Below are 20926 nucleotides of genomic sequence, written 5' to 3' on the forward strand. Positions count from 1 at the left end.
CGGCGAGGACCGAGAGCAATCCCAACACGTTCCGGCGCACGTTGTTTCGGGGCTGATGGAGCGAGTCGACGGCGATGGCGGAACCCTTCGTGAGTGGCGGTTTCGGCCCCGACAGACCCCGACGTTACCGGCTTTTGGCTGGTTATTCGAGGTTCCGGGGAACAGCGTCGCCTATTTCTCGGACAACGACGACTCCTTGTGTGCCGCCTTCGCACCGGTCTTGGACGACTTCACGATCCAATACGGTTCGTCCTCACTGGCTTTGAACTTCTGCCCCTCGAAGGTGAACTCCTTGGTGCGTTTCTCCACCGCGGTTCCCTCGGTTTCGCCCTGCGAGGTGTTCCAGCGGACGGTGTCGTTCTTGTTGATCGCCATCCCCCGGGATGCCCCGGTGCGGTGTTCCGCCAAACCTCGCGACTGCACCACCCGGGTCGGCTGCGCGTAGACTCCGCGACCATGGCGATCGTCAACCGAGGCTTCGTGGGCCGGCGCGACCGCGATGCCCGCCGTCTGCCTCCCGGGCAGTACACGACCCTCGACTTCCCGGTGTTGTCGGCCGAACCGACTCCCTCGATCCGCCTGGACACATGGTCGCTGGCCGTCCAGTCCGCCGAGCACCGGGCGACGACGTTCACCTGGGAGCAGTTCCAGTCGCTGCCCCACGGCGAGATCACCACCGACATTCATTGCGTCACAAGGTGGTCGAAGTTCGCGACGCGCTGGCGCGGAGTCTCCTTCGACACCCTGGTCGATGCGCTGCCCTTCGAACCCGCCGCCTACGTCATGGCGCACTGCTACGGCGGGTACACCACCAACGTCCCGCTGGCCGCTCTGACCGGCGGACAGGGTTGGATCGCCGACACCTACGACGGCGAGCCGCTGGCACCCGAACACGGCGGGCCCGCCCGACTCCTCGTCCCCCACCTCTACTTCTGGAAGAGCGCGAAATGGGTTCGGCGCCTTCGGTTCATGCCGGAGGACACGCCGGGCTTCTGGGAGGAGCGCGGGTACCACATGTACGGTGACCCCTGGCGTGAGCAGCGGTACTCGTGACGGACTGGCTGCTGACGACGGTGACCTCCGTCGTCGACATCACCCCGTCCGCGCGCACTCTGCGTCTCGCGCTTCCCGAACCGATCCACGTGCTTCCCGGCCAGCACGTCGACATCCGGCTCACCGCGGAGGACGGCTACTCCACCGCACGCACCTACTCGGTGTCCGACGCCCGGGAGACCCGATCGGTCGAGGTCACCGTCGAGCGGCTCGACGACGGCGAGGTGTCGCCATATCTGGTCGACGTCGTGGAGGTCGGCGATCCGCTGGAGATCAGCGGACCGCACGGCTGGTACTTCACCTGGGCCTCGGGCGATGACCGCCCGGTGCAACTGATCGGCGGCGGGTCCGGGGTGGCGCCACTGATGTCGATGATCCGCAGTCGCGAGGTCGACGCACCGCTGACGCCCTTCAACCTGGTCTACTCGGTGCGCAGCCCCGAACGCGTCTACTACCGCGACGAGATCCGGCAGCTCACGGAGCACCACCGCATGGACCTCCACCTGGTCCACACTCGCGTTGCACCCGCAGGGTCGCAGAGACCGGCGGGGCGCCTGGACTCGGCGGAGTTGGCCTCGCTCACCATGAATCCATCCCGCTCGCCGACCGTCTACATCTGCGGACCGAACAAGTTCGTCGAGGACTGTGCGAAGTGGATGGTCGACGCCGGCCACGACCCGACCCGGATCCGTACCGAACGCTTCGGCGACTGACGCAACCGCGGCCTGCGGGTTCGGTTCAATGCATGCTGTTCTGGGCCGACCAGAAGTAGCGTGGCGACATGACTTCCGCGTATGACTTCACCGCGACCGGGATCGACGGCAACCCGGTCGACCTCTCGACGTTCCAGGGCGATCCGCTGCTGATCGTGAACACCGCGTCGAAGTGCGGCTTCACGCCGCAATACCAGGGGCTCGAGACGCTGCACCGCGACTATCAGGATCAGGGATTGCGTGTCCTCGGCTTCCCGTGCGACCAGTTCGCCCACCAGGAACCGGGTGACGAAGAAGAGATCAAGAATTTCTGCTCGCTCACCTACGACGTCACGTTTCCGATGTTCGCCAAGGTCGATGTGAACGGTCCGCACGCCCATCCCCTCTTCGAGTGGCTGCGCACCCAGAAGTCGGGAGTGTTCGGCGGCCGGATCAAATGGAACTTCACCAAGTTCCTGGTGAACCGCGACGGTGTGGTCGTAGAACGATTCGCCCCGGCCACCAAACCCGAGAAATTGGTCGGGGCCATCGAGAAACAACTGTGACGCGCCGACGGTAGCGACGAGACATCATGAGTCGGACAACGTCGTTCGTGCGCGTGGTCGTCGCCTACGTGATCGCGCTGGGTGTCGCCACGGGGTGGCTGTGGCTGGGACCCGACACCGGTCACATGTGGCTCGACACCCTCATCGCCGACCTGTGGGCGACCCTCGTGATCTTCTGCTTCAGCCGCCGGTACGCGAATTCGAGCATGTACGACGCCTACTGGAGCGTGATCCCACCTGTGCTTCTCGTGTACTGGTGGGTCGCAGGCGATGTCGGGGTCGATGCCATGCACTGCTGGGTCCTCGCCGTCGTGGTCGGCGTGTGGGCGATCCGTCTCACCGCCAACTGGGCGATCGGGTGGCCGGGTCTGGAACATGAGGACTGGCGCTACGGAATGCTGAAGGAGCGTGCCGGTGGTGCGGCGTTCGTCGTCGACCTGTTCGCCATTCACGTCATCCCCACCATCCAGGTGTTCCTGGGCATGGTCCCGGTGTATGTCGCAGTGACCCACACGGATTCGACGGTCGCGTGGCTGACCGCACTGGCTGCGGTCGTGGGGTTCGCCGCCGTCGCCCTCGAATACGTCGCCGACGCCCAGCTGCGTCGCTTCACCGTGCATCGCACGCCGGGGTCGGTCCTGGACACCGGCGTGTGGTCGTGGTCGCGACACCCGAACTACTTCGGCGAGTTCTCGTTCTGGGTGGCGATGGCGTTGTTCGGGATCGCCGCCGCACCCTCCGACTGGTGGTGGTTGCTCGTCGGCGTGGTGGTGATGCTGGCGATGTTCCTCGGCGCCAGCATTCCGATGATGGAGCAGCGCAGCCTCTCCCGACGCCCCGGTTACGCCGACGTCGTCGACCGGGTGTCGCGATTCGTCCCACGACCGCCGCGCGGTGACCGACCCCCGCAGTCAACCGAGCACGTCCCCGGATGACCCGACCCCGCGTCGTTGTCGCCGGCCTCGGTGACACAGGAATTCTCACCGCCATCCACCTGTCCCGGCACGCCGACGTCGTCGGGATCTCGTCGAAGACCGGACTGGTCAGCGGTCAGGAACTCGGGCTACGCGTGAGCCGGCCCGACACCTGGGCTCGCGACTACCGGATCCCGTTCGAGCGATTTCGGAAGCTCGATCGCGTCCGCACCATCCACGGTTCGTTGACCGCGGCCGACCTCGACGGACGAACCGTCACGGTCACCGGTGCAGACGGAACCGAGCACGTCGAACCGTTCGACAGCCTGATCATCGCAACCGGTGTCCGCAACGGCTTCTGGCGTCGCCCGGGCCTTCAGTCCCCGACCGACGTCGATCGGGACCTCACCGCCGCTCATTCCCGGCTGGCGAGGGCGGAATCGATCGCGGTGGTCGGCGGCGGGGCAGCAGCGGTGAGTGCGGCGGCGAACCTCGCTGCGACATGGCCGGACAAACGCATCGACCTCTACCACCCCGGCGAGCGCGCACTTCCTCGTCACCACCAGCGCACCTGGCAGAACGTGGCGGCGCGCCTGGACCGGCTCGGCGTCGGAGTGCACGGCGGACACCGCGCGCAGGTGCCCGACGGCTTCGCCTGCGACGAGATCACCAGCGGGTCGGTGCGCTGGTCCACCGGGCAGGACGCGGCGCAGGCCGACGCGGTGCTCTGGGCAATCGGCCGGGTCGCCCCGAATTCGGCATGGCTGCCCGCGGAGATCCTCGACGCGGACGGATTCGTCCGCGTGACACCCGAACTCCGGGTTCCCGGTCACGAACGGGTTTACGCCGTCGGCGACATCGCCGCGACCGACCCTCTCCGAAGTTCAGCCCGCAACCGAGCTGACCGGCTTCTCGCCCACAACGTCAGGGTGGACCTCTCGGGTCGGCCGGACCGGGCGCGGACCTATGTGCCGCCCCGACGGCGGTGGGGGTCGGTTCTCGGCGTGCAGCACGACGGTCTGCAGGTGTTCGCGCCGAACGGCCGGGCGTTCCGATTCCCGGCCTGGTCGGTGGACGCGGTGCTGCAACCGTGGATTGTGCGACGTGGAATCTACGGCGGGATTCGCGACACCGGATCTCCGACGTCCTCTTTGTTGTCGCCGGATCGTCGGCGGCGTCGCACCTGAAAGGTCATCTTCCGCGCTTACACTCGCCCACATGAGTAACGAGCAGTTCTCGGCCCATTCGTCAGACCCGGTCGATCCGCCGCCCGGGTCGCACACCGCGCCGATCCCGACCGCGTCGACACCGGCAGGCTCGACACTGCCGGGTACGACGGCAGGCTCGACACCGCCGGCTACGCCGGGGACGACCGACACGTCTCTGAAGCCAACGGCTGCCGAACGCGCGAACACCCTCATCAAGAAGGTCGTCATCGGCCTGATCATTGCCGCCCTCCTGGTGATCACGTACTTCATCCTCGAGGCGTTCCTGCCGCGCTGGTGGGCCGGACAGATCGGTCGCCGCGTCGACGGGTCGATGGCCAGCGGTGTCTGGACCGGCCTCGTCCTCGGTGTCGTGTGCACCTTCGTGCCGCTGTTGCTGTTCACGTTCGCGTTCCTTAGTCGCAGTCGCCTGCGAAATGTCCCCGCCATCGCGTTCGCCGTGGTCGGCGTCATCGTGGCGATCCCCAACCTGCTGACGCTGACCGTCGTCATCGGCGGCGGCAACGGTGCACACGCGGGTGAACGCATCTTCGACGTCGACGCACCCGGTTTCCGCGCCGCCACCGCATGGGGCGTGATCATCGGCGTCCTTCTCGCGATCGTCGTCGGATGGTTCATCTGGCGCTATCGGCGGCGCGGGCGAGAGCTCGCAGCGACCCGCCCACCGAAGGACAAGAAGAACAAGAAGAAGTAGTGATGGTCAGACGCACCCACCATTGAGAAGATCAACCCGCCACCTCGTCGAGGTGGCGGGTAGATTCGTTCATGCTGCGGAAGCGGTCAGTCGGCGAGCCCGGCATCCTTGCTGCCGTAGGTCTCGCGCAGCTTCGGCTTGACGACCTTGCCACCGGCGTTACGCGGCAGCTCGTCGATGATGACCAGATCCTTGGGGTGCTTGAACCGTGCCAGGTTCTCGTTGAGGTGGGGTTCCAGGTCGGCCAGCGTCAGGTCGGTGACCCCCTCGGCCAGGACGACGACGGCGACTGGCACCTCGCCCCACTTCTCATGTGCGCGACCGATGATCGCGGCCTCTATGATCGCCGGGTGGCCGTACAGGACGTTCTCGACCTCGGCGCAGTAGATGTTCTCGCCGCCGGAGATGATCATGTCTTTCGCGCGGTCGACGACGTACAGGAAACCGTCTTCGTCCTCGCGCACGAGGTCTCCGGAGTGGAACCACCCGCCGCGGAAAGCCTCCGCGGTCGCTTCGGGCTTGTTCCAGTAGCCCTTCATGAGGTTGGGTCCGCGGTAGACGATCTCCCCCACCTCGCCGGGTTTCACATCGTTCATCAGCGGGTCGACGATGCGCGCGGTCACCGCCGGCACCACCTTGCCGATCGAACCTTGTTTACGGAGTGCGTCCTTGCCCTCGAGGATGGTTGTCACCGGAGACATCTCGGTCTGCCCGAAGGCGGTCATGTTGAGCGCGTCGGGGAAGGCCTCACCCATCGCATTGAGGACGGTGTCCGACGCCGGCGCCGCACCCCAGCTGATGTTGCGCAGGCGGAGCTTTCGCGGACGGGCCTTCTGCGCTGCGCACACCGCCTGCCATTGGGCGGGCACCATGAACACCGAAGTGGTGCCTTCTCTTTCGAGGGTGTCGAGCATGGCGTCGGGGTCGAAGGCGCCCAGCGGGTGGATGACGGCTCGGATGCCGCGGTAGAAGACCGGGGCAAAGGCGGCCAGGCCGGCGATGTGGAACATCGGCGGCACCACCGATGCGACGTCGTCGGCGTCCGCGTTGGCAGTGGTGGCCATCGTGGTCACCGCCTGGGCGTGGAAGTTCTGGTGGGTCAACATGGCGCCCTTGGGCTTTCCGGTGGTACCGGAGGTGTACATGATCGCCGCGACGGTGTCCTCGGGGACATCGACCGCGGGCAGGTCCGCGTCCCCTTGGGCAAGAAGGCCTTCGTACTCGAGGTGCTGCGGGTTCTCGCTGCCGTCGACGACGATCAGGGTATCGATCCCACCGGTGGACGCCGACACGGCGTCCACCAGAGGTGCGAGGAGCTTCTCGGTCACGATGACCTTCGCGCCGCTGTCGGCGACGAGGTAGGCGACCTCGGCCGGGCTCATCCGGATGTTCACCGGCACCGGGATAGCGCCGATCAGCGTGGCGCCGAGCACCGCTTCGACGTATTCGGTGCGGTTGAGCAGCACCATCAGGATGCGATCACCGAACTGCACACCGAGTCGGCTCAGCGCGGCGCCGAAAGCCCGTGACCGATCGTCGAGTTGCTTCCACGTCGTGGACTTGTCCAGGTACGTGATAGCCACTTTGTCCGGCGTCATGAGCGCATGCCGGTGAACCTGGTTGTTCCAGTGGTTGCGGCGCGAGCGGTACGGCTCGGTGGTCAGATCGGCGGTGGCTTCGTACGTTGCGGTCATTCACTGGCTCCCGTGTCGATAGTGCAAAGCTCGACATTGTTGTCTGCGTCACAGTTGTCTGCGTCACACCCTACGCAGACTCGACGGGTTGCTCGTGAGATTTCGCCCGGTCAATCGGACAAACCGGCGTCCTTGCTGCCGAAGCGGTCTACTCCCAGAGTCGCTTCGACGTACTCGGTGCGATGGAGCAGCGCCATCATGACCCGGTCGCCGAACCCACCCGCGACGGGTCAACGTTTCGGCGTGAGCGGTAGGGCTCGCAGGTCAGGTCGGTGATGGCCTCGGCGGTTGCGGTCATGCCTCGTCCGTTGCGTCTGCGCGCGCTGCGGCGTGAATCGGCATCACCGCACGTGGTCCGCACGGCGGCGTAACCAGTCGCGGACACGTGGGTCACGCGACAGCACGGCGGCACGCTCGAAGTGGTGCCGTGCGGCCGCCGCAGACCCGGTGCGGGAGAGGAGATCCGCTCGTGTGGCGTGGAACGGCTGGAAGTCATCGAGATCGTGCTCTGACTCGAGTCGGTCGAGCAGAGCCAGACCTTCGGCCGGTGAGCTCGCGCGCGCCACGATCGCGGCGTGAGCGACCTGTGCCCCCAGGGTCGGGGTGACGATGACGAGGGCGGCCGACAATGTCCGCAGAGCGTCCCAGTCGACGACGCCGGTGCGAGCGCGGTCGGTGTGAACCGACTGCATCGCGGCCTCGAGCTGGAACCGTCCCATCGGAGCGCCGAGGACGGCGGCACGTTGGAGCATCGCTTCGCCGTCTCGGATCAGGTCTCCGTTCCACAGGTCCGGGTCCTGTTCCTCCAGAGGGACGAACGACCCGGTGCGGGAAGGGACGCGTGCCGACGAGAGGGCGATGAGAGCGGCCAGGCCCCACGCCTCGGGCTCGTCGTCGAGGAGGTCGGCGAGCGTCACCGCCAGATACAGCGCCTCCCCGGCCATCGAGTCGACGGCGTCGGTACCGGAGCCGGTCGGATCGTCCCAGGCGATCGCGAAGCACCCGTAGATCGCCTCGAGAACTGCGGACAGACGTGCCGGCATGGCCGCGCGGTCGGGAACGACGAACGGGATGCGGGCGTCCCGGATACGTCGCTTCGCGCGTACGAGGCGTTGCGCCATCGTCGCGGGGGCCACCGCGAACGCCGCGGCGACATCGGCTGCCTCGAATCCGAGCACCGCCTGCAGCATCAGCGGTGTCCGGATGGCCGGGTCGATCGCCGGGTGCGCACACGTGAACAGCAGCTCGAGTCGTTTGTCGCCGATGGCATCGGGGTCGAGGTCGTCGATGGGTGTCACCACTGCCTCCCCGACGTTGTCGGCCCGGTCGTCGAGTTCGGCCGACTTCCGGTGTGCCGCGGATTTCCAGACGTCGCGCAGGTGGTTGCGGGCGACGGAGAGCAGCCACGCGGTCGGTTTCTCCGGTGTGCCGTCCACGGGCCACGTGCGCAGCGCGCGTTCGAAGGCGGTCGACAAAGCGTCCTCGGCGAGTGCGAGGTCGCCGGACGTCGCGGCGAGAAGCGCCACCAACCGCGAATACGACTCGCGTGCAGCGTGATCGGCGGCGGCGTGTGCCCCGTCCCGGGTCATCTGTTCGCCGATCATCCGCCGGCAATCATCCGTTGGGGATCCATGCCCCGTCCACGGTGTACGTCGCGCCGGGTCGGATCTCGATGACGCCCCAGTCGATCGGAGGCGCCTGACGAGCCCAGTCGATGGCGGCATCCAGGTCCTCGACATCGACGACAATTGTTCCGCCGAGCTGCTCCTTGGTGTCTGCGAAGGGCCCGTCCTGGACGACGAGCTCGCCGTCGACCTTCCGGATCGTCGTGGTGGCTGTCGAATCCCGCAGTACCTCGGCACTCACGAGGACGCCGGCGTCCTGCAGCCTGTGGGTGTAGGCCGAGAATGCGGCCTGACCGGCCTGGATGGCTTCCTCGCCGAGCGTCGAGGCGTCGTGCTCGGGGTAGTGCAGCAAGATTGAGTAGTGCATGGTCGACCTCCTGATCACCAGGACCGGCTCTCGGTCGGTGTGAGGAGATGACGAGCGTGCGACCCGTCGATCGACAGCCTACGACCGATCGATCAGATTCCGCGCCGATCTGCTCGGACCGCAGCATCCGGCCACATCGGCGGACACTGAGTCCCCGGTGTGGTCGCGAGCTCGAAATGCCACCACTCGTTGGCAAAGGTCCGGCACAGCCCCCACCGGTGACCGTTGCGTTCGAGCCAGGCCGCACCGTCCCACGGGCCGACGTCGACAGCCTCGCCGCGAACGTGCGGTGACTCTTCGGCGGGCAGGACCCAGCGCCTGGCTGCCGCGGGACTGCCATAGGTCGCGATCGCGTTGCGCCAGAGCTGTCGTTGCTCGGCATCCGACCGCTTCCCCGAGGTGATCCAGATCGGAACACCTTGCGTCCGGGCCTCGTTCGAGGCGAGCGTGTACGACGCGGCAAGGCCGGGAGCCAGGCCATCCGTTCCTGGGGCAAGGAAGGTGGGCGCTGCCCCCGCCGAACCGACGCCGAGCACGGCAGACGCGGCGGCACCTGACGCGAGTGCGGCGCCCATCAGTCGAGACGCGAGGTTGCTCATCAGACCAGTAAACCGTACGACTGACCTGGGCTGCGGGTACCGGTCTGCGGCGTTACCGTCGAACATGTCGAGGCCGTCGATGCACCGGAGGGGCCGACATGAGGAAACGCTTGATCATCTGCTGCGACGGCACCTGGAAATCATCCAAGGATCCGCGGATCTCCAACGTCGAGAAGATCGCTCGCGCAGTCAAGACCGACGCCACCGACGGCGCGGTCCAACTCGTCCACTACGTCAACGGGGTCGGTACGGGTTCCTCGTGGTCCGACCGCGTCTTCGGGGGCGCCTTCGGTTGCGGCCTGGACGCGAATCTTCTTGACGCGTATCGCTTTCTCGTCCTCAACTACGAGCCCGATGACGAGATCTTCGTGTTCGGATTCAGTCGGGGCGCGTATACCGCGCGGAGCCTGGCCGGGATGATCGGCAAGGTCGGTCTGATCACGCCACGCCAGTTGGCCGAGGACTCCACCAGCAACCTGTTCGAGAAGGCCTTGGAGCTCTACCGGGACAAGAAGAAGTTCCCGGCCCTCGGACGCGAGGTGCCCATCGCCTTCATCGGGGTGTTCGACACCGTGGGCGCCCTCGGCGTACCCGGCATCACGCGGCACAAGCACAAGTTCCACGATGTGCATCTTGGAAAGAAGGTCGACGTCGCCCGGCAGGCGCTGGCGATCGACGAGTGCCGCCTGACCTTCGATCCGTGTGTCTGGGAAAAGGCCGACAACACGCAGACGGACGTGAAACAGGTCTGGTTCGAGGGTGTCCACTCCGACATCGGCGGTGGGCTGGAAGTTGTCGAACCGTCCGAACTCACCCTTGCCTGGATGGTGTGGGAGGCGAGCCTGCGTGGCCTCGAGTTCTCCTACGACCGCTTCACCGCCATTCGGCAGCCCGTCGATCCGACGCTCCCCCGATATGCCGCGAACAAGTCGATGAACGCCGCATATCAGATCGTCAACCTGGCCAAACTCGCGATCGGGCCATTCCGACTGCACGGCACCACCATTCGCCACCGACTCCAGCGCCGCCGGCTCGAGATCGAGAAGGACCCGGCGACCCCGCTGCTGATCGCCGAACCCGCGCTGACCCGGTGGGAGTCCGATCAGGACGGACGGCGACGGAAGGCGCCGAACATCGGATGGTGGGTTGCCACGTTCCAGGGCGACCCCGACGCGCTGCGAGCGCGGGTCGTCGAGATCCCGCCGCTCGCCAAGCCTCTCGTCGGAGTGTGACCGCGCAAATGCCGTCAGGCGCCCTTGATCGCGGCGATCTGGATCAGGTTTCCGCAGGTGTCGTCGAAGACGGCCACCACCGCGGTGCCGATGTCGGTCGGTTCCTGGGTGAAGACGACGCCTTGTTTCCTGAGTCGCCGGTATTCGGCCTCGACGTCGTCGACGGTGAACTGCGCCAACGGGATTCCGTCTTCGACGAGCGCATCCCGGTAGGGCTTCACCGCCGGATGCCCGGCCGGCTCCAGTAGGAGTTCGGCGCTCTCGGGCGCTTCGGGCGACTTCACGGTGAGCCACCACGTGTTCTCCCCCATCGGGATGTCGTGGTGTTTGGTGAAGCCCAGTACGTCGGTGTAGAAACTCAGCGCCTTGCGCTGGTCGTCGACGAAGATCGAGGTCAACGTGATTCGCATGTCATGCCTTTCGTGTCACCGGCCACCGTCTGGCGATATCCGCCAGTGGTGCCGGATCGAAGTAGTGGAACTTGGCGCGTCCGCGCTTCTCGGTGTGAATCAGCCCGGCGGCCTCGAGAACGCCCAGATGCTGCGAGATGGCCTGGCGGGTCAGGCTCAAGCCCCGCTTCGTGGTGAGTCGTCCGCAGATCTCGAACAGCGTCTGACCGTCACGGTCGGCGAGTTCGTCGAGGATCGCACGCCGCGTCGGATCGTCGAGAGCATGGAACACGTCTGCCACACCTGACGATAGGCAAGCGCACGCTTGCATGTCAACGATGCTGCGATCGGTTCTGCCGCCGACCAGCTCGCCGCGGTCGCGTAGAATCGACTTGTATAACTGGGTTTGACAACTGGGTGTATGAGATCGGCCAGGGGATCAGATCCGGTTCGGCCGCCGCCCTCACCTCGAGAGCGTCGGTGGTCAAGCACGAGGAAGGTACTCATGACCAAGCCCGTCAACCTGGCTCCCATGATGGTCCCCGCGACCACGAGCGGTGCGATCCGGTCCCCCAAGACCGCTGAGCTGGTGGCACGCACCCTGCGTCGGATGATCGTCGACGGTCGGCTCAAGGACGGCGATTTTCTCCCTCACGAAGCCGATCTCATGGCGCACTTCCAGGTGAGCCGCCCGACGCTGCGTGAAGCGGTCCGCGTCCTCGAGTCCGAGCGGCTGGTCGAGGTGCGTCGCGGTTCGCGTACTGGTGCCCGGATCCGTGTCCCCGGCCCCGAGATCGTCGCGCGTCCGGCAGGTCTGTTGCTGGAGCTGTCCGGGACCACGGTCGCCGAAGTCATGCGGGCCCGCGAGGTCATCGAACCCGCAGCCGCGGAGATGCTCGCGGAGACCGGTGACACCAATGCGTTCGACGAACTCCAGTCGATCATCGACAACGAACTCGACGAGGCCTACGAGAACGGCACCATGGCCCAGGCATCGGTCTGGTTCCACCGCCGCATTGTCGAGCTGTCCGGTAACTCGGCAATGGCGATGATCGCGGGCATGCTCAGCGAGATCGCCGAGCGTCACATCGCCAACACCATCGACGACGGCCCGATGCCGCGCTCGCAGTACACAAAGCTCATCCGCTCCTATCAGAAGCTCGTCGACCTCGTCCGCGCCGGCGACGGCGCCGAGGCCGCAGCCCACTGGCAGCGTCACATGAAGAACTCCAACCAGGCGCTCCTCGCCGGACACGAGACCACCCGTGTCCGGGACGTGATGGACTGAAGCCCGCCATTGCCGACGACCAGGGCAACGAGGTCCCCGACGGTCGGCCCGGAGAGATCATCCGTTCCTGGGGGACCCCTGAACTCGCGGGGCGAGCCGCGAAGGGCTCGACCAAATTCACCCGGTACGTCGGGTAGCAAGCACCACGGTCCCGGACGTCAAGCGCGCGGGTGGCTACGGACCACGCGAAATTCGTCCCCCTCAGACATCGTCGAGGGCGATCCGCCCTCGCGGACCCCTCACGGGGACGGGAATTTATCAGCTGTGCTTGCTCCCGGGGGGGGCGACGAAGGCGCCCCTACTCGGAAACAGTCCGGTACGCCCCATGAAACGTCATGGGCACGTGGTGCCGGAGCGTGGCCACCGCGACCGGGCCTTCGCTCGGGCGTTCGGCGTTCAACACGATCAACCGGGATCGCTTGTCTGACGGCCGGTGTTCGAGGCTGAGCAACCAGCCTCGACCCTCGCCTGGGTTCTCGGGATCCTCGGCGAACAGGGGCTCGCACACGGTGTTGCCCGGCGTGGTGTAGCGATCCTGCGCTCCGGTCGTCGTGTCGACGGTCGTGATCGAATCGGGGTCGCCCCCGCGTACGGAGGCCTCCGCCAAGTACGTGTAGCGGTGTGCGGTGGTCACGAGCCGCGGATCCACCTGCGGGAACTCGCATCCGAGTTCGTTGAGCGGATCACGCACAACGGCTTCGGTGTTGCGGTTGATCCGCAACCTGGTGAGGGTTCCGCCGAATGCGGGTCCGGCCTTGTCACGGAAGTTGCACAGGTAGTTGTTCCACTGCGTCCATCCGCCGGTCGCGTCGTGGGCGACGATGTCGACGACGGTCTCGGGTCCGGCTTCGTAGGCGTTCGCCACATGGAAGTGGAACAGCGAATCCGTCTCGATGCGTGTGGCTTTCCCACCGTCACGCGGTACTAGGACGATGGTCGTGCCCAACTCCGGTTTGTACGAGAGCGCCTCACCGAACGGTCGCATACCCAGCGCGACCGGGATGGGTCGGCTGACGACCAGCGGTCCGAGCACGAAGACCAGGTGACGTTCGGTGAGCGCGAAGTCGTGCACGAAACCGAGCTTGGGGATCGGCACCGTGCCGACGTTGTGCAGGCGTTTGGACTTGTCGAGCCGGTAGCAGCGGATCATGGGCCGCGGGAAGAAGTCGAGTCCAAAGTTGAAGACGTCACCGGTGTTCGGGTCGATCTTGGGGTGTGCGGAGAACGCACCGATACGTTTGAGCGCGCCGTCGAAGGATTCGCTGCCGTACGTCTCGAGCGTCTCGGCGTCGAGGCGGTGCGGTCGTCCGCCTTCCCACAGCGTGTAGAGCACGTCGTCGTGGACGAGAACGCTGGTGTTGGAGAGATTCTCGGGAAACTTCAGCGCGTTGGCCAGCGGCCCGCCGACGCGTTGGGGTGGCGAACCCTTTCGGCGGGAGCTGGGTCTCGTTGGCGCGCTTGAAGCTACGCGTACGGACATAACGATTGCGGTAGTGGATGCGGTCGGGCGAGATGTCGAAACGGGACACCATGCCGTCGCCGTCGAAGATGTGGGTCATCGGATGTCCACCGATCTCGAACCGACCGGGTCCGATGCGGAAGAGGACACCACGCAGCGACGAAGGGATCTGACCCTCGATGTCGTCGACCTCGTAGTCGAACTCTTCGTGCTGAGAATCCCACGGGGATTCTCCACCGGTCTCACGTGAAGGCGCCCGGGTCAGGTCTGATACAGACATGACTGAAGAGTCTCATGCATGAGACAAATTCCGCAAGGGTGTTTCACATGGGGTGCTCTAGGATGGCGGAATGTCGAGCGGCGAAGACCTCACGAGTGCGGCGCGCGCGGTCGCGCGTCGTGTCGGTGTCGGTGCGCTCACGCTGGCCGCGGTCGCCAAGGAGGCCGGCATCAGCCGGGCCACCATCTATCGCCGGTATGCATCCCGCGATCAGCTGATCTCGGCCATCGTCTCCTCCGAGTTGGATGCGCTTGAGCGGGTCATGTTGAGCCGCCTGCGGTTTGCCGACGACCCGCGGGACACGATCTACATGCTCGTCCGCGAGGTCCTCGACTACAACGCCGGCAACGAACTGGTGCAGGCCGCGCTCCGGTACGACGCGGCGTCGCTGACACCCTGGTTGATCCGGCGCGAGGGACATCCGACGCTGATCGACATCGTCACCGACCGTGCGCTCGCCTTCATCACCGACTCACCGATCGCGCGGTACCTGTCCCCCGGCCCCGAGGCCGCCGTCGAGTTCATGGTCAGCGCTGTGTGCGCCGAACTCCTGTCCCCCGCCCGGTTCCTCACCCACGCCGACATCGCCAACCGCATCACCGACGCCATCTACCGGCCGCGGCCCGAGACCGCCTGAGCCCAGACCGCCTACGTTGAGGTCCGCTGTCGCGATGGTCGACGGGTCGGCTATGCGCTTGCGTGGGCGTCTACGCGCGTGCCGTCCCAAGGTAGGCCTCCTCGATCCGCTCGATGTCGGTCGACAGCACCGCGGCCGAATCTTCCAGCCCCACTTCGCCGTGGACGAGTACGACCGCCCGGTCAGCGATCTCGAGGGCCAGCCGCACGTGCTGCTCGACCAGGACGACGGCAGTGCGGTCGGCGTCGGCGACCTGACGCAGGACGGGCAGGATCGTTTCGACGACGATGGGTGCCAGTCCCATACTGAGCTCGTCGATGAGCAGCACCTTCGGGTTCTGTAGGAGTGCACGTGCGATGGCGAGCATCTGCTGCTCGCCGCCGGAGAGGTCGCCGGCCGAGACCGTCAGGCGTTTGGTCAGCGACGGGAAGTGGCCGAGCACGTTGTCGACGGCCTCAGCACGCGCCCGCCCCCGCAGACGTGTTGCCAGGTGCAGATTCTGTCGGGTGGTCAGGCGGCGGAACAGCGCCCGGTCGTCGGGCACGAGGACAAGTCCGGCACGGACCGCCGCACGCGCGTCGCCCGGACGCACCGACTGACCGGCGACGGTGACCTCACCACCGAGACGCGGCAGCAATCCTGCCAGGGTCGTCAGGAGCGTCGTCTTCCCGGCACCGTTGGGCCCGAGCAGTGCGATGATCTCTCCCGCGTTCACGGTCAGCTCGAGCCCGTGAACACACGGGTTCCCTCGGCTGTATCCGGCGTCGAGGCCGTGGCATTCCAGCACCGTCACGACATCTCCTTCACTGCATCGGGTTCGGCTGCCTCCGCCGACGACGGGGTGCCCAGATAGGCCCCGACAACGGCCGGTGACGTCCGTATCTCGTCGGGTGTGCCGTCGGCGATCACCTCGCCGAGGTCGAGCACGATCACCCGATCGCAGAGGCTCAGCACGAGGTCCATGTCGTGATCGACCAGGACCATCGAGACCCCATGTGCCCGAGCCGCTCTCAGTCGATCGCCCAGCCATCGGCTCTCGGTGCTGTCGAGTCCCGCCGCCGGTTCGTCGAGAAGCGCGACCCGTGGTTGGCCGGCCAGGACCCGGGCGACGGCGACCAGCTGCCGCTGACCCTGGGACAGGTCGGCGGCCGGAACGTATCTCAGATGGGCGATCTCGAGCATGCGCAAGACGTTGCGCACGTTGTCCGAGGTGTCACCGGGTGCGCGTCGTGCCGCGATCGCCAGGTTTTCGGCGACGGACAACTCGCCGTAAAGCTCGATGTCCTGGAAGGTGCGGCCGAGGCCGGCACGGCTGCGGCGGTGCGGGGCCAGTCCGTCGATCGCCGATCCCTCGAGTGCGACGGATCCCTCGGCCGGAGCGAAGCCGCTGATGGCGTCGATCAGGGTGGTCTTGCCCGCCCCGTTGGGGCCGATCAGGCCGACGATCTCCCCGGCGCGGACGTCGAAGCCGACGTCGCGGACGGCGGTGACCGCGCCGTAGCGAACGGTGACATCACGGACGGAGAGAACCACCGAACCACTCGGCGGCGTCGGTGCGTCGGCGACGGGTGTCGTGGACGACTCCGGAGGTTGCTCGGCCGGCGGTGCGCTGCGCCGGCCCGGGAACGGCAACGTGTGCAGGTAACCGACCAGGCCGTCGGGACTGGTGACGACGGTGAGGACCAGCAGGATGCCGCTGACGAGCATGTAGTAGTCGCCGAAGGACGCGTATTTGTCGACGGCGAAGTACATCACGCCACCGGGTGCGATCACGCCGGCCAGGATCGCACCGGAGATGGAGGTGACGCCGGCGACGTAGGTGACCGCGAAGAGGCCGATGCCGGCGAACACGGCGTATGTCCCGGCGGTGGCGAGGGTTTGCTGATAGGCCAGCAGCGCGCCGCCGAGGCCGGCGAGGAAGGAGGCGATCGCGAAGGCGATGAGTTTGGTGACGCCGACGTTGATTCCAGCTGCGGCCGCCGACCGTTCGTTGGCCCGGACCGCCAGCATCGACGCGCCCAACCCACTACGACGCAGCGCCGCGACACCGTAGGCGACGACCGTCAGGACGACGAGGCACAGGATGCCGAAAGCGAGACGCGGATAGCCCTCGCCCGCCCCGATGCCGAGGTCGATGCCGAAGATCGACGGTGCATCCACCGGTGCGCCTTGCAGACCGCCGTTCAGCGACGGGTTGCGGAACCAGAACGCCTCGCAGAAGACGGCGAGCGCGAGGGTCGCGACCATCAGCGGCAAGCCCCGCACACGGAGGGCAGGCAGACCGACGATGACGCCGATGACGGTCGCGGCGCAGGCGGCAAGAAGAGGTGCGATCGGGAAGGGCAGGTTCAGGTCCTCGGTCAGCCTGCTCAGCGCGTACGCTCCCACGCCCGCCAGGGTCAGTTGGGCCAGCGACACCTGCCCGGCGTAGCCCGTGACCACGACCTGGGAGAGCGCGATGATCCCGTAGATCATCGTGGCGATCACCGCGAGGCGGAGAGAGCCGGACGTGGTGAGCAGCGCGATGACGGCGACGACGACGCCGATGATCCCGGGGACCAGCAGATGTTGGGGACGAGGCGAGCGGCCGAGGTCCTGGCGGATGACCGCGCCGCGTCCGGGCAGCGGTTGCCCGCGAACGAGGAGGAACCCGATGATCAGGATCAGCGGAACCGCTTCGGCCACACCGGCGTCGGGCATCCAGTCCCACGTGGTCTGCAGTTTGGTGGCCTCGGATTGGAGCATGCCGATGACGAGTCCGGCGCCGACCGTCACCGAGATGGCGGTGAAGTTACCGACCAGCGCCGCGGCCAGTGCCGGCACGATGAACATCGTGTAGGCGACCGGGTTGAGAGGCACGATCGGGGCGATGAGTACGCCCCCCAGGCCTGCGGTCGCCGAGGACAATGCCCAGTTGGCGATGGCGATACGGTCCGGGGAGAGACCGGTGACGAGAGCACCCTTCTCGGATTCGGCGGCCGCCTCTGTAGCGACGCCGAATCGGGTGTAGCGCAACACGAGTCCGGCGCAGATGGCGAGCCCGACGATGACGACGGCGAGTAATAGCCGGTCGGTGGGTACCGTGCTGGAGCCGATCTTGAAGGTCTCGACCTTGAAGATGGGGCCGACGCTGGGGGTGTCCTCCCCCACGCGCAGGGCGATGAGCGCCTGGATGACCAGCATCAGCCCGATGGCCGCGACCGCCTTGGCCAGCGCCGGTGCCGTCCGCATGGGCCGGAAGACGAGAAGGTAGAGGATGACGCCGAGGATCGCCGCGATCACGACGGAAATCAGCAGGGCGACAGCGACTCCCACATCCGATCCGAGTGAGATGGTCGTCGGGAATCCGGGTAAGGGGTTGAGGAGTTCACCTTGACGCAGGAAAGCGTAGGTGTAGGCGGCATACAGGGCCACGGCACCGGTGGCGAAGTTCACCACGCCGGAGCTCTTGAAGGTCATCACCAGGGCGAGGCCGAGTGCGGCGAAGACGGCCCCGTTGCCGAGGCCGAGAACCAGGAACGCGAGATGGTCAGTCATGGAACTCCTCGATCGGGGCCACGCCGGAACGTGGCCCCGATCTGGTCGGAATCAGTTGTTGGTGACGACGGTGTTCTCGAGCTTGGCGTCCGCAGTCACGTCGCTGACCAGGATCGCCTTGCTGCACAGGGACGTCAGCGGCGGGAAGGCCTTGCCGTCGCAAGTGAACGTGATACCCGGCGCGGCGGGCAGCGGGACATCCTTGGCCTCCGACAGAGCCTTCTTGAAGGCCTGAGCGTCGACGGTGCCCTCCAGGCCCTTCAGCTCACCGAGCGCAGCGACGACCTGGTAGCCGATGTAGGCCAGACCGGCGGGATCGGTGTCGGGGGCGTACTGCGCCATGACACTGCGGTACAGGGTGACGCTCGGGTCGTCGGAGCTGAGGTTGACGGTGGTGAACGCCTTGGACCCGGACACGGCCTCGTTGCCGACGGCGTCGAGGACCGGCTTGTCGAGGCAGCTGGCGATCAGGTACTTCTTGGCGTCCGGTGCGACGGTCTGCAGGGTTTTGAGCACCGAGATGCACTGGCGGGTGTCGCCGAGGACGGTCACCGCGTCGGGATTGTCGGCGAGGCCGGCGGTGATCTGCGGGGTCAGGTCGGCGGCGCCCACCGGGATGGTGACGACGTTCAGCTCGACGTTGGCCTGCTTGAACATCGGTTCGCCGAGGGCCTTGACCGATGCTGCTGCGTCGCCGGAGTCGCCGATGATGAGGGTGACCTTCTTGAGGCCGTCCTTGGCGGCGGTGGCGGCCTGGCCGGCGAGCACCGCGACGATGCCGCCGGAGAGCATGAACGATCCGGGGGTGGCCATCTCGGCCTGCGAGACCGGCGCCTGCGCGACGAAGGGGATGCCCGCGCCGGCGATGATCGGCAGCATGACCGCGCCCTGGGCGCCCAGCGGCGACACGACGACCGAGACCTTCTCCTCGACCATCTGGTTGGCGCACTTGGTCGCCGAAGCGGGTTCTTCCTGCTGCTTGCACACGACGAGGTCGATCTTGTGACCGCCGATGCCGCCGCCGTTGTTGTTGAGGTAGTCGACGGCCGCTTCGCTGCCCTCACGCACCATCGGCGTCGTCACCGCTCCACCCTCGGGCACGATCAGCCCGAGCTTGATCGGGTCGCCGGTCGCGGCGTTGCTGGGCAGCGCGCTGGTCTCCCCGGCGCTCGAACTGTCGGAGCTGTCGTCGACGCACGCCGTGAGGGCTCCGAGGGCGAGCACGCCTGCGCAACCGATGACCGTGGTTGTCCGCAGCACGCGCTTGAGTGCAAGTGGTGATCTCAACTGCAATCCCTTCGATAGGAGATGCCAGGACCGAGGTGCCCGGCGTCGAGGCGACTGTAACCCCGACAGATGTCGGGTATGCGTAGTTTTGTGATTCTGTGCGCTACCTCGATTCTGTTGCAGTGCAACCCAATTCGAATCAGGGCGCAATAGAGCAGCATCGAGCCGCGATGGCACCTTCCGCCGTACTCCGACGCGACGTTCGTCGATGACCCACCCCGCTGGGCCGCCTCACCCACACGGCGCTCACCACCCCTCGGAACGTGCGACAACACCAAGGCAGTCGACGTGTCGTGCGTCACATTGGACCTAGAGGCAAAAGTTAGATGACCATCCAGGAATTGGTGCGCGAATGTAAGAATTGGTCCTCACGAGCGGCATACTGCAACTCGACCCAGCGACGGACGGAGGCCCTCCATGACCGACGCCGCGCCTGTCGGCCGTCGAGAGAAGAACAAGCAGCAGACCCGTGACCGGCTGGTGACCGCGGCACGCGAGTTGTTGGGCATCCGCGGAGCCGACGCCACGGTCGAGGAAATCGCCGAACGCGCCGAGGTGTCCCGGGCGACCTTCTTCAACTATTTCCCCAGCAAGGACGACCTGGTCGGCGCGCTGTACGCCGAACTGATGGGCGTGTTCGGACGGGTTGTCGACGCAATGTTGCGCCGGCCGGTCAGTACCCATGACCGGGTGGTGGGCGTCTTCATCGACTTCGCGCAGTCCTCGGTGGCCGATCCCGATTACATGCGCGTCGTCACCGGTGAGATCGAGCGTCTGGCGACGGCGTCGGAGGGCCTGGGGGAACGCAGCCACCTGTTCACCGCGCAGGTACAGCGGCTGCTCGAGCCGGGCTTGGAGCAGGGCGATCTGCGGACGGATCACCCGGTGGAGTTCCTCGCCCAGATGGTGGCGGCGATCTACTTGTCGACCATGCGCTACTGGCGGATCGACCCGGATCTCGACATCACCGAGACATTCGAGCGCGCCGGACGATATGCGGCCGAATCGATCGTTCCTCGGTAAGTCTCAGCTGTGTTCCGGTCGCGGGACGTCGGCCTCCCACCGTGCGCGGCGCTCGTCGTCGGACTGCTCCCACCACGGTGTTCCGCGCTCCCCCAGCGCGACCTTCGCGGCCTGAACGCCGGCGCGTGACTCGGGAGCGCCCTTCGTGCGTTTCACGTCGCGTCGCCACGCCATCAGGATCGACTGCAGTTCGGACCGACGGTCGTCGGGAATGAGCGGATCCGTTGCACGCCACTTACGGCCGTTGATCACGACGTGATGGCCGTCGGGCGTGCGCTCGGGATCGGTCATGGGTTCCACGGTGCCACGATCTGCATCTTCTAGTTCCGAGCCGTTGTTTCGACGCCTAGATAGCTATACCCTA

General features: G+C 66.4%; 22 protein-coding genes and 1 pseudogene. 10 read left to right on the top strand and 13 right to left on the bottom strand.

From position 1 onward, the window contains the following. Positions 1-171 precede the first annotated feature (171 nt). Positions 172-375 carry a DUF2945 domain-containing protein gene (locus RVF83_RS18090; RefSeq protein ID WP_005195061.1) on the bottom strand — a complete coding sequence of 68 codons (204 nt, stop codon included), beginning with the start codon at positions 373-375 and terminating at the stop codon, positions 172-174. 81 nt (positions 376-456) lie between these two features. Here RVF83_RS18090 and RVF83_RS18095 point away from each other — a divergent pair, with 81 nt between their 5' ends. From RVF83_RS18095 to RVF83_RS18120, 6 genes are all read left to right on the top strand, one after another. After that, the gene (locus RVF83_RS18095) at positions 457-1053 is read left to right on the top strand and encodes a sulfite oxidase-like oxidoreductase (protein WP_005195062.1); all 597 of its coding nucleotides are present in this window, start codon (positions 457-459) and stop codon (positions 1051-1053) included. Continuing rightward, positions 1050-1766, top strand: coding sequence for a ferredoxin reductase (locus RVF83_RS18100; RefSeq protein ID WP_005195063.1), 717 nt, complete (start codon positions 1050-1052; stop codon positions 1764-1766). The genes RVF83_RS18095 and RVF83_RS18100 overlap by 4 nt, the downstream gene beginning before the upstream one ends. Positions 1767-1834: 68 nt before the next feature. Continuing rightward, the gene (locus RVF83_RS18105; protein ID WP_005195064.1) at positions 1835-2311 is read left to right on the top strand and encodes a glutathione peroxidase; all 477 of its coding nucleotides are present in this window, start codon (positions 1835-1837) and stop codon (positions 2309-2311) included. Between the two features lie 26 nt (positions 2312-2337). Continuing rightward, complete coding sequence (locus RVF83_RS18110) at positions 2338-3246, top strand: DUF1295 domain-containing protein (RefSeq protein WP_005195065.1); 909 nt, start codon at positions 2338-2340, stop codon at positions 3244-3246. Next, positions 3243-4412 (top strand): FAD-dependent oxidoreductase, encoded by a 1170-nt coding sequence (locus tag RVF83_RS18115; protein WP_005195066.1) that lies wholly within the window; start codon positions 3243-3245, stop codon positions 4410-4412. The genes RVF83_RS18110 and RVF83_RS18115 overlap by 4 nt, the downstream gene beginning before the upstream one ends. A gap of 31 nt (positions 4413-4443) precedes the next feature. After that, positions 4444-5145, top strand: a complete 702-nt coding sequence (locus RVF83_RS18120; protein WP_005195067.1) for a hypothetical protein — start codon at positions 4444-4446, stop codon at positions 5143-5145. 86 nt (positions 5146-5231) lie between these two features. Here RVF83_RS18120 and fadD5 read toward each other — a convergent pair whose 3' ends face one another. The 4 genes from fadD5 to RVF83_RS18140 all read right to left on the bottom strand — a co-directional run bounded on the left by fadD5 (position 5232) and on the right by RVF83_RS18140 (position 9430). Next, complete coding sequence (gene fadD5, locus RVF83_RS18125) at positions 5232-6839, bottom strand: fatty-acid--CoA ligase FadD5 (RefSeq protein WP_005195068.1); 1608 nt, start codon at positions 6837-6839, stop codon at positions 5232-5234. A 341-nt stretch (positions 6840-7180) separates the two neighbouring features. Then, positions 7181-8443: an RNA polymerase sigma factor gene (locus RVF83_RS18130; protein ID WP_005195069.1), complete on the bottom strand. Its 1263-nt coding sequence runs from the start codon at positions 8441-8443 to the stop codon at positions 7181-7183. Positions 8444-8453: 10 nt separating this feature from the next. Beyond that, complete coding sequence (locus tag RVF83_RS18135) at positions 8454-8831, bottom strand: YciI family protein (protein ID WP_005195070.1); 378 nt, start codon at positions 8829-8831, stop codon at positions 8454-8456. 92 nt (positions 8832-8923) lie between these two features. Continuing rightward, complete coding sequence (locus RVF83_RS18140; protein WP_051989241.1) at positions 8924-9430, bottom strand: M15 family metallopeptidase; 507 nt, start codon at positions 9428-9430, stop codon at positions 8924-8926. Positions 9431-9528: 98 nt separating this feature from the next. On the opposite strand from RVF83_RS18140, the gene RVF83_RS18145 reads away from it, so the two are divergent. Beyond that, positions 9529-10662: a DUF2235 domain-containing protein gene (locus tag RVF83_RS18145; protein WP_039879938.1), complete on the top strand. Its 1134-nt coding sequence runs from the start codon at positions 9529-9531 to the stop codon at positions 10660-10662. A gap of 14 nt (positions 10663-10676) precedes the next feature. Here RVF83_RS18145 and RVF83_RS18150 read toward each other — a convergent pair whose 3' ends face one another. Together RVF83_RS18150 and RVF83_RS18155 are read right to left on the bottom strand one after the other, a co-directional pair. Continuing rightward, on the bottom strand, positions 10677-11072 hold the full coding sequence (locus tag RVF83_RS18150) for a VOC family protein (RefSeq protein WP_005195073.1): 396 nt from the start codon (positions 11070-11072) through the stop codon (positions 10677-10679). 1 nt (position 11073) lies between these two features. Next, complete coding sequence (locus RVF83_RS18155) at positions 11074-11382, bottom strand: ArsR/SmtB family transcription factor (protein ID WP_051989242.1); 309 nt, start codon at positions 11380-11382, stop codon at positions 11074-11076. Positions 11383-11556: 174 nt separating this feature from the next. On the opposite strand from RVF83_RS18155, the gene RVF83_RS18160 reads away from it, so the two are divergent. After that, positions 11557-12339: a FadR/GntR family transcriptional regulator gene (locus RVF83_RS18160; RefSeq protein WP_005195075.1), complete on the top strand. Its 783-nt coding sequence runs from the start codon at positions 11557-11559 to the stop codon at positions 12337-12339. Positions 12340-12637: 298 nt separating this feature from the next. Here RVF83_RS18160 and RVF83_RS18165 read toward each other — a convergent pair whose 3' ends face one another. Beyond that, on the bottom strand, positions 12638-13672 hold the full coding sequence (locus tag RVF83_RS18165; protein WP_341261964.1) for a carotenoid oxygenase family protein: 1035 nt from the start codon (positions 13670-13672) through the stop codon (positions 12638-12640). A 163-nt stretch (positions 13673-13835) separates the two neighbouring features. Further along, a pseudogene (locus RVF83_RS18170) lies at positions 13836-14078 on the bottom strand (carotenoid oxygenase family protein); the annotation flags it as partial. Between the two features lie 70 nt (positions 14079-14148). Between RVF83_RS18170 and RVF83_RS18175 the strand changes: the two are divergent. After that, positions 14149-14715 carry a TetR/AcrR family transcriptional regulator gene (locus RVF83_RS18175; RefSeq protein ID WP_005195077.1) on the top strand — a complete coding sequence of 189 codons (567 nt, stop codon included), beginning with the start codon at positions 14149-14151 and terminating at the stop codon, positions 14713-14715. Between the two features lie 70 nt (positions 14716-14785). Here the strand turns inward: RVF83_RS18175 and RVF83_RS18180 are convergent, their stop codons facing one another. From RVF83_RS18180 to RVF83_RS18190, 3 genes are read right to left on the bottom strand one after another with little or no spacing between them, the layout of a single operon-like run. Further along, a complete protein-coding gene (locus RVF83_RS18180) occupies positions 14786-15508 on the bottom strand; it encodes an ABC transporter ATP-binding protein (RefSeq protein WP_005195078.1) in 723 nt (240 codons plus the stop codon). Then, positions 15505-18252, bottom strand: coding sequence for a branched-chain amino acid ABC transporter permease/ATP-binding protein (locus RVF83_RS18185; protein WP_005195079.1), 2748 nt, complete (start codon positions 18250-18252; stop codon positions 15505-15507). The genes RVF83_RS18180 and RVF83_RS18185 overlap by 4 nt, the downstream gene beginning before the upstream one ends. A gap of 51 nt (positions 18253-18303) precedes the next feature. Continuing rightward, positions 18304-19539: an ABC transporter substrate-binding protein gene (locus RVF83_RS18190; RefSeq protein WP_005195080.1), complete on the bottom strand. Its 1236-nt coding sequence runs from the start codon at positions 19537-19539 to the stop codon at positions 18304-18306. Positions 19540-19956: 417 nt separating this feature from the next. Between RVF83_RS18190 and RVF83_RS18195 the strand changes: the two genes are divergently transcribed. Beyond that, positions 19957-20562, top strand: coding sequence for a TetR/AcrR family transcriptional regulator (locus tag RVF83_RS18195; protein ID WP_005195081.1), 606 nt, complete (start codon positions 19957-19959; stop codon positions 20560-20562). Positions 20563-20565: 3 nt separating this feature from the next. Here the strand turns inward: RVF83_RS18195 and RVF83_RS18200 are convergent, their stop codons facing one another. Further along, positions 20566-20853, bottom strand: coding sequence for a hypothetical protein (locus RVF83_RS18200; protein WP_005195082.1), 288 nt, complete (start codon positions 20851-20853; stop codon positions 20566-20568). Positions 20854-20926 lie beyond the last annotated feature (73 nt).

The sequence above is a fragment of the Gordonia rubripertincta genome, assembly GCF_038024875.1.
Lineage (GTDB): Bacteria > Actinomycetota > Actinomycetes > Mycobacteriales > Mycobacteriaceae > Gordonia > Gordonia rubripertincta.

Coding starts and splice junctions, on each gene's coding strand:
- RVF83_RS18090 (WP_005195061.1), bottom strand. CDS start 375: ATGGCGATCAACAAGAACGACACCGTCCGCTGGAACACCTCGCAGGGC.
- RVF83_RS18095 (WP_005195062.1), top strand. CDS start 457: ATGGCGATCGTCAACCGAGGCTTCGTGGGCCGGCGCGACCGCGATGCC.
- RVF83_RS18105 (WP_005195064.1), top strand. CDS start 1,835: ATGACTTCCGCGTATGACTTCACCGCGACCGGGATCGACGGCAACCCG.
- RVF83_RS18110 (WP_005195065.1), top strand. CDS start 2,338: ATGAGTCGGACAACGTCGTTCGTGCGCGTGGTCGTCGCCTACGTGATC.
- RVF83_RS18115 (WP_005195066.1), top strand. CDS start 3,243: ATGACCCGACCCCGCGTCGTTGTCGCCGGCCTCGGTGACACAGGAATT.
- RVF83_RS18120 (WP_005195067.1), top strand. CDS start 4,444: ATGAGTAACGAGCAGTTCTCGGCCCATTCGTCAGACCCGGTCGATCCG.
- fadD5 (WP_005195068.1), bottom strand. CDS start 6,839: ATGACCGCAACGTACGAAGCCACCGCCGATCTGACCACCGAGCCGTAC.
- RVF83_RS18130 (WP_005195069.1), bottom strand. CDS start 8,443: ATGATCGGCGAACAGATGACCCGGGACGGGGCACACGCCGCCGCCGAT.
- RVF83_RS18135 (WP_005195070.1), bottom strand. CDS start 8,831: ATGCACTACTCAATCTTGCTGCACTACCCCGAGCACGACGCCTCGACG.
- RVF83_RS18140 (WP_051989241.1), bottom strand. CDS start 9,430: ATGAGCAACCTCGCGTCTCGACTGATGGGCGCCGCACTCGCGTCAGGT.
- RVF83_RS18145 (WP_039879938.1), top strand. CDS start 9,529: ATGAGGAAACGCTTGATCATCTGCTGCGACGGCACCTGGAAATCATCC.
- RVF83_RS18150 (WP_005195073.1), bottom strand. CDS start 11,072: ATGCGAATCACGTTGACCTCGATCTTCGTCGACGACCAGCGCAAGGCG.
- RVF83_RS18155 (WP_051989242.1), bottom strand. CDS start 11,382: ATGCAAGCGTGCGCTTGCCTATCGTCAGGTGTGGCAGACGTGTTCCAT.
- RVF83_RS18160 (WP_005195075.1), top strand. CDS start 11,557: ATGACCAAGCCCGTCAACCTGGCTCCCATGATGGTCCCCGCGACCACG.
- RVF83_RS18175 (WP_005195077.1), top strand. CDS start 14,149: ATGTCGAGCGGCGAAGACCTCACGAGTGCGGCGCGCGCGGTCGCGCGT.
- RVF83_RS18185 (WP_005195079.1), bottom strand. CDS start 18,252: ATGACTGACCATCTCGCGTTCCTGGTTCTCGGCCTCGGCAACGGGGCC.
- RVF83_RS18195 (WP_005195081.1), top strand. CDS start 19,957: ATGACCGACGCCGCGCCTGTCGGCCGTCGAGAGAAGAACAAGCAGCAG.
- RVF83_RS18200 (WP_005195082.1), bottom strand. CDS start 20,853: ATGACCGATCCCGAGCGCACGCCCGACGGCCATCACGTCGTGATCAAC.